Source organism: Microbacterium sp. MPR-TSA4, from assembly GCF_058792815.1.
Map to the genome: position 1 here is coordinate 1 of NZ_JBXAFF010000022.1, position 12,892 is coordinate 12,892.

General features: G+C 69.1%; 13 protein-coding genes. 5 read left to right on the forward strand and 8 right to left on the reverse strand.

Translation table 11 applies throughout. From position 1 onward, the window contains the following. Window positions 1–24 precede the first annotated feature (24 nt). A complete protein-coding gene (locus tag AC1Q49_RS10285; protein WP_191009335.1) occupies window positions 25–600 on the reverse strand; it encodes a dihydrofolate reductase family protein in 576 nt (191 codons plus the stop codon). A gap of 98 nt (window positions 601–698) precedes the next feature. Continuing rightward, on the reverse strand, window positions 699–1,970 hold the full coding sequence (locus AC1Q49_RS10290; RefSeq protein ID WP_492491997.1) for an alpha-hydroxy acid oxidase: 1,272 nt from the start codon (window positions 1,968–1,970) through the stop codon (window positions 699–701). Window positions 1,971–2,082: 112 nt separating this feature from the next. Here AC1Q49_RS10290 and AC1Q49_RS10295 point away from each other — a divergent pair, with 112 nt between their 5' ends. Then, a complete protein-coding gene (locus AC1Q49_RS10295; protein ID WP_082734319.1) occupies window positions 2,083–2,889 on the forward strand; it encodes a FadR/GntR family transcriptional regulator in 807 nt (268 codons plus the stop codon). Between the two features lie 10 nt (window positions 2,890–2,899). After that, the gene (locus tag AC1Q49_RS10300; RefSeq protein WP_492492000.1) at window positions 2,900–3,436 is read left to right on the forward strand and encodes a GNAT family N-acetyltransferase; all 537 of its coding nucleotides are present in this window, start codon (window positions 2,900–2,902) and stop codon (window positions 3,434–3,436) included. A gap of 12 nt (window positions 3,437–3,448) precedes the next feature. Here the strand turns inward: AC1Q49_RS10300 and AC1Q49_RS10305 are convergent, their stop codons facing one another. From AC1Q49_RS10305 to AC1Q49_RS10325, 5 genes are all read right to left on the reverse strand, one after another. After that, window positions 3,449–4,324, reverse strand: coding sequence for a GNAT family N-acetyltransferase (locus AC1Q49_RS10305; protein WP_492492002.1), 876 nt, complete (start codon window positions 4,322–4,324; stop codon window positions 3,449–3,451). Window positions 4,325–4,564: 240 nt separating this feature from the next. Continuing rightward, window positions 4,565–5,458, reverse strand: coding sequence for a lipase family alpha/beta hydrolase (locus AC1Q49_RS10310; protein ID WP_492492004.1), 894 nt, complete (start codon window positions 5,456–5,458; stop codon window positions 4,565–4,567). Between the two features lie 82 nt (window positions 5,459–5,540). Continuing rightward, window positions 5,541–6,533 (reverse strand): TerC/Alx family metal homeostasis membrane protein, encoded by a 993-nt coding sequence (locus tag AC1Q49_RS10315; protein ID WP_492492006.1) that lies wholly within the window; start codon window positions 6,531–6,533, stop codon window positions 5,541–5,543. A gap of 214 nt (window positions 6,534–6,747) precedes the next feature. Then, window positions 6,748–7,041 (reverse strand): DUF2277 domain-containing protein, encoded by a 294-nt coding sequence (locus tag AC1Q49_RS10320; protein ID WP_101305254.1) that lies wholly within the window; start codon window positions 7,039–7,041, stop codon window positions 6,748–6,750. A gap of 44 nt (window positions 7,042–7,085) precedes the next feature. Next, window positions 7,086–7,955, reverse strand: coding sequence for an NAD-dependent epimerase/dehydratase family protein (locus AC1Q49_RS10325; protein ID WP_492492008.1), 870 nt, complete (start codon window positions 7,953–7,955; stop codon window positions 7,086–7,088). Between the two features lie 918 nt (window positions 7,956–8,873). Between AC1Q49_RS10325 and AC1Q49_RS10330 the strand changes: the two genes are divergently transcribed. From AC1Q49_RS10330 to AC1Q49_RS10340, 3 genes are read left to right on the forward strand one after another with little or no spacing between them, the layout of a single operon-like run. Continuing rightward, on the forward strand, window positions 8,874–9,251 hold the full coding sequence (locus AC1Q49_RS10330; protein ID WP_492492010.1) for a helix-turn-helix transcriptional regulator: 378 nt from the start codon (window positions 8,874–8,876) through the stop codon (window positions 9,249–9,251). Further along, the gene (locus tag AC1Q49_RS10335; RefSeq protein ID WP_492492012.1) at window positions 9,248–10,489 is read left to right on the forward strand and encodes a hypothetical protein; all 1,242 of its coding nucleotides are present in this window, start codon (window positions 9,248–9,250) and stop codon (window positions 10,487–10,489) included. The genes AC1Q49_RS10330 and AC1Q49_RS10335 overlap by 4 nt, the downstream gene beginning before the upstream one ends. Before the next feature lie 9 nt (window positions 10,490–10,498). Next, complete coding sequence (locus AC1Q49_RS10340) at window positions 10,499–10,990, forward strand: hypothetical protein (RefSeq protein ID WP_492492014.1); 492 nt, start codon at window positions 10,499–10,501, stop codon at window positions 10,988–10,990. A 626-nt stretch (window positions 10,991–11,616) separates the two neighbouring features. Here AC1Q49_RS10340 and AC1Q49_RS10345 read toward each other — a convergent pair. Beyond that, window positions 11,617–12,867 carry a multidrug effflux MFS transporter gene (locus tag AC1Q49_RS10345; protein ID WP_492492016.1) on the reverse strand — a complete coding sequence of 417 codons (1,251 nt, stop codon included), beginning with the start codon at window positions 12,865–12,867 and terminating at the stop codon, window positions 11,617–11,619. Window positions 12,868–12,892 lie beyond the last annotated feature (25 nt).

Consider the following 12,892-nt stretch of genomic DNA (forward strand, 5'->3'; position numbering starts at 1 on the left):
CCACCCACCCCACCCCGCAGGCGCTCAGCGCGCGGGCCGCACCACGCGGTAGCGCAACGCCTGGATGCCGCGGGCCCACCGGTGGCTCGAGACGAGTTCGAGGCTCGTCGGACCGACGCCCCGTGGATAGAACGGGGTGCCCCCGCCGAGCAGGATCGGGTACACGACGCTCCGATACTCGTCCACGAGTCCGGCCGCGGCCACCGCGGCGGCCAGGGTCGCACCCCCGATCGCGACCTCCCCGACCTCGTCGTCGTCGCGCAGGCGCGCGACCTCCGCGATCAGGTCGCCGCGCAGCAGCGTCGTGTTGCGCCCGGGGGCGGCATCCAGGGTCGACGACACGACGATCTTCGGCAGCTCGTTCCAGACCTCGGCGAACTCACGCTCGAGCGGATCGAGGGTGGGTGCGACCTCCGGATCCTCCCAGTACCGCATCGTCTCGTAGAGGCGGCGCCCCAGGAAGTGAGCGCTCAGCCCGCGGACCTCCTCGAGTGCCGCCCGGAAGATCTCCGCGTCGGGAACGCCCCAGTCGAAGCGGCCCTCGGCATCCGTGATGTAGCCGTCGAGCGAGTGCGACATGGAGAACACGATCAGTCCCATGTTCCGCTCCTTCGCGTCGGTGCCGTCGATGTGGGCCCGAGGCTACACCGAGCACCCGCGGCGCGACACGGGGTCGGCCGCCGCGGCCGGCCTCCGATTCACACGGATGCCGCGGTCAGCACGCTCCCGTTCGCCGCGCGCGGCACGAGGCGCTCGAGCTGGGTCACGTGGCGCGGCTCGAGCTCGGCGAGGGTCGAGACCCCGAGCAGCTTCATGGTGCGCTCGATCTCGGTGCGGAGGATCTCGATCGTGCGGTCGACGCCCTGGCGGCCACCGGCCATGAGCCCGTACAGGTAGGCGCGCCCGATGAGGGTGAACGTGGCGCCCATCGCGACCGCGGCGACGATGTCGGCGCCGTTCATGATGCCGGTGTCGATCATGACCGTGGCGTCCTTGCCGACCTCGCGCACGACCTCCGGCAGCAGGTGGAACGGGATCGGCGCGCGGTCGAGCTGGCGGCCGCCGTGGTTGGAGAGGATGATGCCGTCGACGCCGCGGTCGATCAGCCGCTTCGAGTCCTCGACGTTCTGCACGCCCTTGACGACGATCTTGCCGGGCCACAGGCTGCGGATGACGTCGAGGTCGTCGTAGCTGATCGTCGGGTCCATCGCCGCGTTCAGGAGCTCACCGACGGTGCCGCCGGTGGTGGACAGCGACGCGAACTCGAGCTTGGGCGTGGTGAGGAAGTCGATCCACCACCACGGGCGCGGGATCGCGTTGATGATCGTGCCGACGGTCAGCTGTGGCGGGATCGAGAAGCCGTTGCGCTTGTCGCGCAGGCGCGCGCCCGCGACGGGCGTGTCCACGGTGAACTGCAGGGTGTCGAAGCCCGCGGCCGCCGCGCGCGTGACGAGTCCGTACGAGATCTCGCGCTCGCGCATGACGTACAGCTGGAACCAGTTGCGCCCGTGCGGGTTCGCGGCCTTCACGTCCTCGATCGAGGTCGTGCCGAGCGTCGAGAGGGTGAACGGGATGCCGGCGGCGCCGGCGGCTCCCGCCCCGGCCGTCTCGCCCTCGGTCTGCATCAGCCGCGTGAAGCCGGTGGGGGCGATGCCGAAGGGCAGCGCCGAGGGGCCGCCGAGGATCTCGGTCGACATGTCGACCTCCGCCGCCGGACGCAGGATGTCGGGGTGGAACTCGATGTCCTGGAACGCCTGACGTGCCCGGGCGAGCGACAGCTCCCCCTCCGCGGCGCCGTCGGTGTAGTCGAAGGCGGCCTTCGGCGTGCGGCGCTTGGCGATCGTGCGCAGATCGGCGATCGTGAGCGCGGCATCCAGTCGCCTCTTGCGCGCGTCGAGCTCAGGCTTCTTGAACTGCATGAGTTCGAGCAGCTCGGCGGGCTTGGGCAGCTGGCGCTTGATGGGTGACATGACGGCCTTTCGGATGCGACGACGCACGGTCATGGAGAGGTCTGACCTCTAGCGCACGGTATTCGACGCGCCCTAGGCTGTCAAGCGGCGACGAAAGGCGGCGCGATTCGCGATGACGGACGACAGGACGGCATCGCCGTGGCGACCGGTGAAGAAGGCCCGCGCCCACGAGCTGGTGATCGAGGCGATCGAGGACCGGATCCTCTCCGGCGCGCTCCAGGTCGGCGACGCCCTTCCGCCCGAGCGCGAGCTGTCTGCCAGCCTCGAGGTCAGCCGCGCCGGCGTGCGCGAAGCCGTGCGCGTGTTGGAGGCGCAGGGCGTCCTGAGATCGCAGCCCGGAGCGGGCGCCACCGCGGGGACGTTCGTCGCCGCCCTCCCCCGCGACGCGCTGACCCGCTTCCTCCGGCTGCACGTCGCGCTGTCGAACTTCACCATCCAGGACGTCACCGACGCGCGTGTCGTCCTCGAGCGCGCCAGTGCCGCCTCGGCCGCGCGACGACTCGACGACGCCGCGCGGACGCGGATGATCGACGCGCTCGATCGGATGGATCAGCCCCACTCGTCGCGGGACTCCTTCAACGACGCCGACACGCAGTTCCACCTGGCGATCGCCGAGGCCTCGGGAAGCGCCCTGTCGGCGGCGCTCACCGCCGCCATCCGCAGCGCGATGAAGGTGCCGATCCTCCGCGCCGCCGAGCGCACCGAGGAGTGGCCCGAGGAGTCCGACCGGCTGCGCGCCGAGCACCGGGCGATCTTCACCGCGATCGACGGGGGTGACGCCGATCGGGCCGCCGATCTCGCGGAGACCCATATCCGCCGCGCGGCATCCGTGCTGTTCGGACTCCCGACGACCGCGGGAAGCGTGCCGGTCGGCCGCCGGTCGGAGGCCGACGGGCCGATCGTCGCACCCCGCCGGTAACGTGGAGGGAATGCCCCACGCCCCGCTCGTGACCCTGCGCGCCCGCACCGCCGCGGACGTCGACGCGCTCTACCGCCTCACCGCCGACCTGGAGACGTGGGAGGAGCGCACACCGTCGCGGCCCTCCCCGTTGACCCGGTCGGCGTTCGAGAAGCGGCTCACCGATACGGCGAGCGGACCGGGCACGCGCAGCATCGAGTTCGTGATCGACGTCGACGGCGCCGCGGTCGGCAGCGTGAGCCTGTTCGGATTCGACGACCTCGCCCGTCACGCCGAGATCGGCATCGCCGTGCTCGCCGAGCACCGGGGCCGCGGCATCGGCAGCGCCGCCCTGGCGAAGATCGTCGCCTTCGCATTCGTGCGCTGCAATCTGCGACGCGTGCATCTGCAGGCCATCAGCTCCAACGTCGGTGCGATCCGCGTGTACGAGAAGGCCGGCTTCGAGGTCGAGGGCAGGCTGCGCGAACACGCGTGGGTGCGCGGCGCCTATGAAGACATGGTCGTGCTCGGCCTGCTGCGCACCGACTGGGAGCGCACCGACCGCTGAGGTCTCGGTCCGCTATCGCGCGGCGTCGTGCGCGGGCGGCACGAGCGTGCCCTGATGGAAGCGCAGCCGCGGCGTGGCGCCGCCCATATCCCAGAGCGACGAATGGCGGCTGCGTCCCGACGGCGTCGTGAGCCGGTAGGTGATCAGCACGAGATCCGCGGACTGCTGCCGGAACTCCCATTGGTCGGTGGGCGGCTCGGCGCGTCCGCCCTCCTCGGCGAGCGCGGCCACCACCTGGTCCCGCGTCCACAGGATGCCGGAGCGCCCGATCTCGACGAACGTCGGATGCAGCAGAGCGCTCACCCGTGCGGGATCGCGGCGCACGTCCGCGCGCAGCAGCGCGATCTCGGCATCCTTCACCGCGGCCCACTGCGGCACGCCGTCGTGGCGCACCAGGCGGACGACGTGGATCGGATGCCCGGCCATGGTGCGATCGCGCTCGACACCGTCGCGGACGAAGCCGTTGCGGCGGTAGAAGGCCTCGGCCCGCGGGTTGTCGTCCAGCATCCAGAGGTGGGCGGGGTCGGTGCCGATCGCGGCATCCAACAGGCGCTGCCCGACGCCGGCGCCGGAGAGCGCGGCGAGAACGTAGATGCCCTCAAGCTCCCGCGGCGTGGGACGGTCGTCGTCGCGCCCGCCGGAGGCCGTGGACCAGCCGACGACACGGCCGTCGACCTCGGCCACGAAGACGTCCGTGGTGTCGTCGGCGACGATCGCCGCCCAGCGCTCGACGCGCGGCTCCACACGCAGTCCGGCGAGGAGGTGAGCCGGCAGTTGACGCGCGTAGGCCTCGCGCCAGGCCTGCACGTGCACCTCGGCGATGCCGCGGGCGTCGTCGACGGATGCCGGGCGCACGCGCAGATCGCGCCGGTCGAAGCTCGTCCTCATGCCGACATGGTCCCAGACCGGTGCGACCGCGACTTTTCGACACTCGCGTCATGATTCACGCGAATGCCCATCTCATGAATGCGGCGGTGATGGTTTCCCGCCGTGTTCGGGCCTCGATGAGCTGGGGGGCTCGTCACCCGCAGACGCCGCCTTCCCCAGAGGCCCGTGCTGCGGGGCGGGGTGGCGTTCCGCGCCACCCCGCGGCCCGAACTCTCCGCGCCCCCGACCGGCGGGCACCCGTCACGTGGTCAGCGCGGCGTCGACGAGCTCGAACACCGCCGGGTCCCACGTGAGCGCGCGCTCCCACGGAAGATCGAAGCCGTTCGCGAAGAAGATGCTGTGCACGTCGTCGTCCACCGTGTGTCGGCGCACCTGCGGCAGCACCGCGGCGGGGACGTCGGTGGCGAGCGCGCTGCGCAGCGACACCAGGCCGTCGTGGGGCCACAGCCGATCGGGCTCGCGGTACGCGCGGAAGTGGCCGCCGCCGATGACCGTGACCGCGACGTCGTCCAGCACACCCTGCTGGGCCGCGTTCCACTCCGCAAGGAAGTGAGCCGACACCTCGGCGGCCGCGCCCTGCGAATTCTGCGCCGCGTACCCGGGCGACGCCTCGAGGATGCTCAGCGTCGGCGGATCGTCGTGCGCATCGGCCGTGGTGATATCGCCGCTGAGGACGTCGCCGAGCAGGGATCCGTGCCAGGGCGTTCCCAGGGTCACCAGGTGTGACACGGCGGGCCCTCCGCGTCCGATCTCGCGCAGCGCCGCCCGGCAGAACAGTCCACCCATCGAGTGCGCCACGAGCCGGACCGACGAGACGCCGTGCTCCTCGCCCAGCCACCCGAGGAACGCGGCCAGCCTCACCCCGGCGCCGTCGATGTCGCCGACCGCGTTGATCGTCATCGCGGCGGGAAGGACGTCGGCGACGTCGGAGAACCCCTGCCAGCCGGTGTCTTCGCGCACCTCGCCGTCGCCGATGCGCGCCGGCGCCGTGAACACCGCGGCGTGCCGCTGCAGCAGATGGGTGCGCAGGGCCGTCGACGTGTTGCCGGCGGCGAGACCCTCGCCCGCGGCACGCTCCGCGCTGGTGTAAGGGGTGACGGCTGCTCCGCCGGACACGAGCACCACAGCATCCACGTCGACGTCCTCTCCTCGGGCGACACCAGCCTAGATCCCGGCGCGCCCGACGCGCGGAGGTCTCGTGCCCGACCCGCCGCGCTCAGGCGACGTCGTGCGGCTCGACCGCCAGGCGGTCCCGACGCGTCTTGGCGAGGCTGGCGATCGTCGCGACGGCGATCGTGGCGGCGATGACGACGAGCGAGAGCCAGATGGGGATCTCGGGGATGATCGTCACGTGCTCGCCGCCGTTGATGAACGGCAGCTCGTTCTTGTGGAGCGCGTGGATGAGCAGCTTCACACCGATGAACGCGAGGATCACCGCGAGGCCGTGCGCGAGGTAGACGAGGCGCTCGAGCAGTCCGCCGATGAGGAAGTACAGCTGGCGCAGACCCATGAGCGCGAAGGCGTTCGCCGTGAAGACGAGGTAGGCCTCCTGCGTGAGCCCGTAGATCGCCGGGATCGAGTCGACGGCGAAGACGAGGTCGATGAAGCCGATCGCGACGATGACGAGCAGCATCGGGGTGACGAAGCGGCGGCCGTCCTTCACGACCGTGAGCTTGTCGCCGTTGTACTCGTCGCTCACCGGCAGCACCCGGCGGACGAGGCGCATGAAGCGGCCGTCGGCGGGGTTGGACTCGCCGTGCGCGAACGCCTGGCGGTAGGCGAGGAACAGCAGCAGGGCACCGAACAGGTAGAACACCCACGAGAAGTTCTCGATGAGTGCCGCACCGACGGCGATGAACGCGCCGCGCATGATGAGGGCGATGACGATGCCGATCATCAGCACCTTCTGCTGATAGATCTTCGGCACCGCGAAGCCGGTCATGACGATGAGGAAGACGAACAGGTTGTCGATCGACAGGGCCTTCTCGGTGAGGTAGCCGGCGAAGTACTCGCCGCCGTAGGTCCACCCCGAGACCACACCGACGCCGACGCCGAACAGCAGCGCGAGGCCGATGTAGAACGCCGACCACCGGGCCGACTCGCCCACCGTCGGCTCGTGGGGCTTGCGCACGTGCGCGAAGAACTCCCACACGAAGAAGGCGATGGTGACGGCGATCGTGATGATCCACACGAGCGGCGTGATGTTCACAAGGGTCTCCCGAAGAATGGCGTGACGTGGTCGACGCCAGAGTCTCCTCCATCCCTGATCGGGACCGGGCGGCCCGGGCCGCATGCGACCGTAATGACGAACCGTCCGTCTCGGAGTACTCCCCCTGGACTGGAGTCAGAGTAGGGCAGCGGGGTGACGCGAACCTGGGAAGTCGCCGGATGGCGACGGATGCCGCGCCGGTGCGGCATCCGCGTCACGACGCCGTACGGATGCGCACCTCGCGCTCCATCCGCTTCTCGTGGCGGGCGCGTCCCTTCACCGCCTCGGCCTCGCGGTTCTTCGGGGGCGCGGCGGTCACGAGCGCGTCGAGGAGGCGCCGCGTGGCCACGGCGATCTCGTCGACCGCGGCGTCGAAGGCTTCCGCGTTCGCGCGCGACGGACGGGTCGACCCGCTCACCTTGCGGACGAACTGCAACGCGGCCTCGCGGACCTCGTCATCGGTGGTGGGAGGTTCGAAGTTGTGGAGCACCCGGATGTTTCGGCACATGCCGAGAGCGTAGACCGCAGCGGACGCGGCCGACAGGGCCTCGTTCAGTCGGCCGCGGGGGCGGCGTAGCCGGTGCGGATCTCCTCGATCAGAGTCGGGCGCGCGGGCGTCCAGCCGAGTGTGCGCGCCCGGCGGCCGTACCCCTGCTGGTCGAGCATGAGGGCGTCGGCGAAGGGGGTGCCGAGGCGCTCGCGCGATGCGGCGGCACCTTCGGGCACGACCGGGCCGTCGGCGAAGGCCTCGCCGATTTCGGCCACCGTCGGGTTGTGTCCGCTCAAACCCAGCACGCGACCGACGGGGGCCGGGCCCTCGATGACCCGCGCGTAGAGGTCGGCGAGGTCGTCGACGTGCACGGTCGCCCAGTGGTGCGTGCCGTCGCCGACGACGGTGAGGCGACCCTCGGCATCCCTCGGGGCGTCGGCCAACGACGCCGGGATGCCGCCGCCGTGCCCGTACACGATGCCGGGCTCGACGATCGTGAGCGCCAGGTCGGCGTCGGCGAGGCGGGACTCGACCGCCTCGCGCCAGGCGACGAGGGCGGGCGGGGCGAACGGCGTCTCCTCGGTGAGGTCGGTGGACGGGCCGTGGATCCAGAGCCCGCCGGTGTGGATGTACGGCTTGCCGGTGCCGCCGAAGGCGGAGATCACGGCGTCGGCGACGGCGCTGTCGAACTGCGGCGAGCTGCCGTCGCCGGGCGCGGCGGTGTGGATCGCGGCATCCGCGCCCTCGAGGATCGGGGCGAACCAGGCGGGGTCGGTGATGTCGCCGACGACGGCGGTCGCACCGGCCGCGGTGGCCTTCTGCGCCGACGACGCGCTGCGCACGGGCGCGACGACCTCGTGGCCCCGCTCCCGGAGAGCGGCGAGAACGGAGGAGCCGATGTAGCCGGTGGCGCCGGTGAGCACGATCTTCATCCCGCCATCGTAAGAGCACCCACGCCGTGCACCGCCTCGACGCGATCTACGACGAGTACGTGCTGATGATCGCTGACGGGAAAGCGGCCCCCTCCCGTTCTGGCCGAAGCTCAGCAGATCATCGTCGTCGATGAACCGGAGGCGTTTCTGCATCCTCCCGACTCGCGCGCTCGGCCGCGAGCTCGCGTTGGCTGCGACAGCCCGAGGGGCACAGGTTCTCGTCGCAACACACGACAAGGACTTCGTCTCGGGTGTACTAGATGCTCAGAGCGACCTGTCAATTGTTCGCTTATCGCGGGATGGCTCAACGGCCAAGCGAACGCAACCATCTGCCGCGATGAGAGCCTTTTTCGCCACTCGAACGTTTTGAACGGGCTGCTCGACCGCCTTGTCGTGATGTGCGAGAGCGACCAGGACTGCCGATTCTACGAAGTTGCACTCGACCTACTTCGTAAACCTCCACGCCGCCGACCTCGACGTGCACTCTGTCCCGGCACGCGGTGCTCTCTTCGTTCCAGTCAACGGGAAGGGGGGCTTTGGGAACTTCATCTCATCCTTGATGGAAAAGCTCGACGCGCGCGGAATTGCCCTCGTTCAAGTGGGCGAGCCTGAACGGTTTGCACTTCATCTGGCCAAGAACAAGGCGTGGTTGCCGAGCGCAATCCAGACGCGTGCCCACGCCCATTCCGGGGCCTAGGCGCAGGCTCGGCCGAAGCGAGGTTGGGAGCGCCGCGGCCTCGGCGCTCATTTTCCGGCGAAGCCGCTCAGCGGCCGACGCGCGCCGGCTGCGCGGTCGACTATTTCACGCTCATCGGCGACGCGTGCAGGTTCAAGGCCAGCCACCATGAGGTCATAAGTTCGATGGTCAATAGTGGTTCTGGACGAGCATGAAGCTTGTCCACACGGCAGGAGGTCCCAATGTATGGTCGCGCTGACATCGAAAGAGTTCGGCCAACGCGGAACGCTGGAGGGTCGACTCTTGGGCACCAACGTCGCTATCGGCAGGCTCTTGAAGAGTTGTCTAGGAGCGTGCGTGAGGCGCGTAAATCCAGAGGTCTCTCGATCGAAGAGGCAGCTCACCGCGCTGGGGTCTCCATCTTTACGCTCGCAAGCATAGAGCGGCCTTGGCAATCGAGTTCTCGTACTCCGAATCCCACTATGGACACCGTGCTTCGTATCGCCTGGTCTCTAGATATCGAGCTTTTCGATCAGCCCCTACCAGCCGCTAAGGCTGAACGGCAAGTAGATGAGTCAACTTGCCGTTCAGGAGAGAACGACGCGACGATCGTGACATGAAGACTCCCCAACGCTGGAGCACAGTGGTGCGAGCAGGCGCTGCTGCTGCGGTCGGCATCCTTATTGCATCGCTTCTCTCAACGTCGCCGGCTGTCGCTGCTGCCGAGCGTGCCGCTGCGGAGCGTGACGGTATGACGGTTGACCCTACCTTCGCAGAGCTGCAATTCCATCATCCCGTGAGCTTGAAATCGGCGAGCACCGTCCAGTCAGGGGCCGGTCTGCCGATTCTGGGGTATCACTTTGAGAGCGACTCGATCGTAGGAGATTTCTGGCTCGACGGTTCGCTCAGCATCGATGAGTTTCTCAGCGAGGTAAGACGGCGAACAGGAACGGCTCCCGAGATCGTCACGGCGTACGTGGATGGCGCCGAACACCAGGCGCGGTCGCTGCAACGATCCGAGGCAACCGGGGAGGTGATGCTGGGAGCAGATCTTCCGGTGTTCGATGCGCCAGACGCGGTCATTCCGGCGGATCTCGCCACATCGAAGTCCTCACCCGGGCTCGCAGTTCGCTCCGGCAGCCAGACCTGGCAGCCTACCGACGTCCAGATCCAGATCGGTTCGATGGGTTCGAAGATCGCTATCGATGCCAACTACTCCTGGTGGGGGCTAAGTCCTTTCGCTCACCCTGCGGTGATGGCAGACCACTGGGGGATGGAGTTCCAAGTCGACTTCTACACATCTCAACGTCCGATCGCGGCGCCCTGGCCCTACCTGGGCATTCGTGGTGCGTGTGGGGTTCCTGGCGACGAGTACAAGGATTGGGCAGCTGCATCAAACCGGGCGTTCGACTGGTTCGGTTGGGTGATCGCCGGGACGAGCACCATCCTCGCACCCGGGAACATCGGCCTTTACGGGGACTACAACGACCTCAGCGACCCCTGCACCGTGTCGACCATCGCTGTGGGTGCTGCCCAGCCGCAGATGATTCCGAACACCATCGGCTCGACGAACGAGCTGCGTCTCACGATGTACCCGAACAAGGGCCAGGATTCGACGAGCGTTGTGGGGTCGATTGTCCAGCCTGTGAATCGTGGAATGTGCGAGTCGTTCCCCTCGATGCCGCTCACTGATTGCATGGGCGTCACGCCTGGTACCTACCCGGGCCCGGGGCCGACTGGTAGCCGACCGGTGCTCAACAACACCCGAGGCTGGAGGGCACCCGACCTTTGTTGGTACTCAGGCAGCTACGGGGCAACGGATCCGCAGGCTTTCAGTTGCAACGGCAATGACCTGTAGAACGTAGGGATGGAAGAAACACAACAGATCCACCCCGCCCTTCGGTGGGCGGGGTGGATCGCGCTGTTCCTCGGCCTGGCGATCCCGCTGGGGAACTCGCTCGTCGCCATGGCGGTGTACCGGGATCCGTCCTGCGAGACCGTGCGATGGAGCGTCGCGCCGTTACTCGCCACGTGCGAACCCGTCAGAGGGACGCTCACGGCCTATGGCTGGTTCGGTACCGTCCTGATCCTTACCCTCCTCGCCACTTCCGCAGCGATCGCCGCTGTCGGCGCGACTCGCATCGGTGCGCTTCGCGGGACGCAACGCACCGACGCGGTCCACTTCGGCGTCACGGTGCTCGTCGTGCTCACGATCGCCGCGACCGCACTGGTACTCCAGCTGAACCCGTCCCAACCGCTGAACGCGTGGGTTCTCTTCGCCTCTGCAGCGGGCATGGCGGCTTACATCGTGTCAATACTGATCCTCGTGTTCCGCCTCGCGGCTCAACACCGCTTCTAGAACGGCGCCGGCACGCCACCGGGCCCCGCGCTACGCGCTGCGGTCACCGCCGAGGACGATCGCGGCCGCGGCGGCCGGCCTGCGGGTGAGGTGGTCCTGCCACCAGGCCCATTGCTCACGTTCGTTTTTGTGTCGGGCTCGTCGACGTTTGACGATGCCGAGCTTGCGTGCCGCGCGGTCTCTGAGACCGCGGACCGTACGATGCCACGATGCTGCGCGGCCTTGCGGAGCGTAGCGGTAGAGGCTGCCGCGGGTGAGGGCCTTCTCCCAGGCGGGATGCGGCTTCTTGTGGCTTGCGAGACTCTCTGAGGCCGGTGGCGACATTGCGTCGGGTGCGGTAGTGCTCCATACCTAGCGCGGTGCGGGCGGTGTGCTCGACGTCCGTGCGGGTCCAGCCTGCGACAGCCACAGCGAGACACAGGTAGCCGGTGCGGGACGCATAGGCGTCGCCTTCCATGGCGGCCGACGCGCCGCATTTAGCGTGGTGCGCGCCGTGAGGTCGTATGGCGAGGTTCTGGGTGCGGAGTGCGCGGATGAGCACGCCGAGACCCTCTGTGGCCTGCTCGAAGTCCTCGGGGCGCTTGACGTCCAGGTCGAACACCGCGAGTGGGGACGGTGGCCCCCGCTCACGTCGTGCGGGGGCGGGCGGGGCGCGCGATCGCGAAGAAGGCGAGGGCGACGACCGCGGCGGCGAGCATGACCACGGCCAGCGGGACCGCGGTCGTCGACCCGCCGAGGCTCACCAGCGGCGAGACGAGGGCGGCCAGGCCGAACTGCAGCGCTCCGACCACGGCCGAGGCGGTGCCGGCTGCCTTCGGGACGGCCGCGAGGGCCAGCGCGGTGCCGTTGCCGAGCACGAAGCCGAGGCTCCCGGACAGCAGGAACAGCGGCACGGCGAGCAGGGCGACGGGGGCGGCGGTGACAGCGAGGACGGCGAACGCGACGGCGGCGACGAGCACGCCGCCGAGCCCGGTGCCGAGCACGGCCCGCACCGAGCGCGTCGCGACCAGCTTCGCGGAGACGACGCTGGTCACCATGAGCACGAGGGCGTTGATGCCGAACGCGATGCCGTAACCCGCACTGTCGAGCCCGATCATGTCCTGATAGACGAAGGGCGAGGCGGAGATGTAGGCCATCATGGCCGCGAACGCGAAGGCGAAGCTCGCCGCGTAGCCGATGAAGGTGCGCGAGAGCATCTCACGCGCCCCGGACGACGATCCGCGGCGCTCGGCGCGGAGGGCGTCACGCCGCTCCTTGAGGTGGGTCTCGCGCACCACGACCAGGACGGCGACGAGCATCACGACCGCCAGCCCCAGCACGATCGCGAGCAGTCCCCGCCATCCGACCGCCGCCGTGAGCACGCCGCCGACGAGCGGTGCGATCACGGGCGCCACGCCGCCGACGATCATCATCAGCGAGAAGGCGCGCGCAGCGGGCCGTCCGGTGGCGAGGTCCGAGATGATCGCACGACCGATGACCATGCCGGCGGCACCGCCGAGCCCCTGCACGAAACGTGCGGCGATGAGGACGCCGACCGTCGGGGCGAAGACGGCGATGACGCTCGCGGCGACGCACAGCACCGCGCCAGCGACGAGCGGGGCGACGCGTCCGAAGCGATCGGAGAGCGGGCCGAAGACGAGCTGGCCCGCGGTGACTCCCAGCAGGAACGACGTGAGGCTGAGCTGGACGGCGGTCGCGGAGGTCTGCAGATCGGCGGCCATCTCCGGGAACGCCGGCAGGTAGAGGTCCGTCGCGAAGGGCGCGATCGCGCTGAGCAGACCCAGCACCACCAGCAGAGCGGGCGTGATGGGGCGGGATGCGTCGGAGTTCGCGTCCGGGAGGGCGACGCGTTCGGCGGTGGATGAAGAAGAAGTCATAGTTATGAAACTATAACTAATTCTC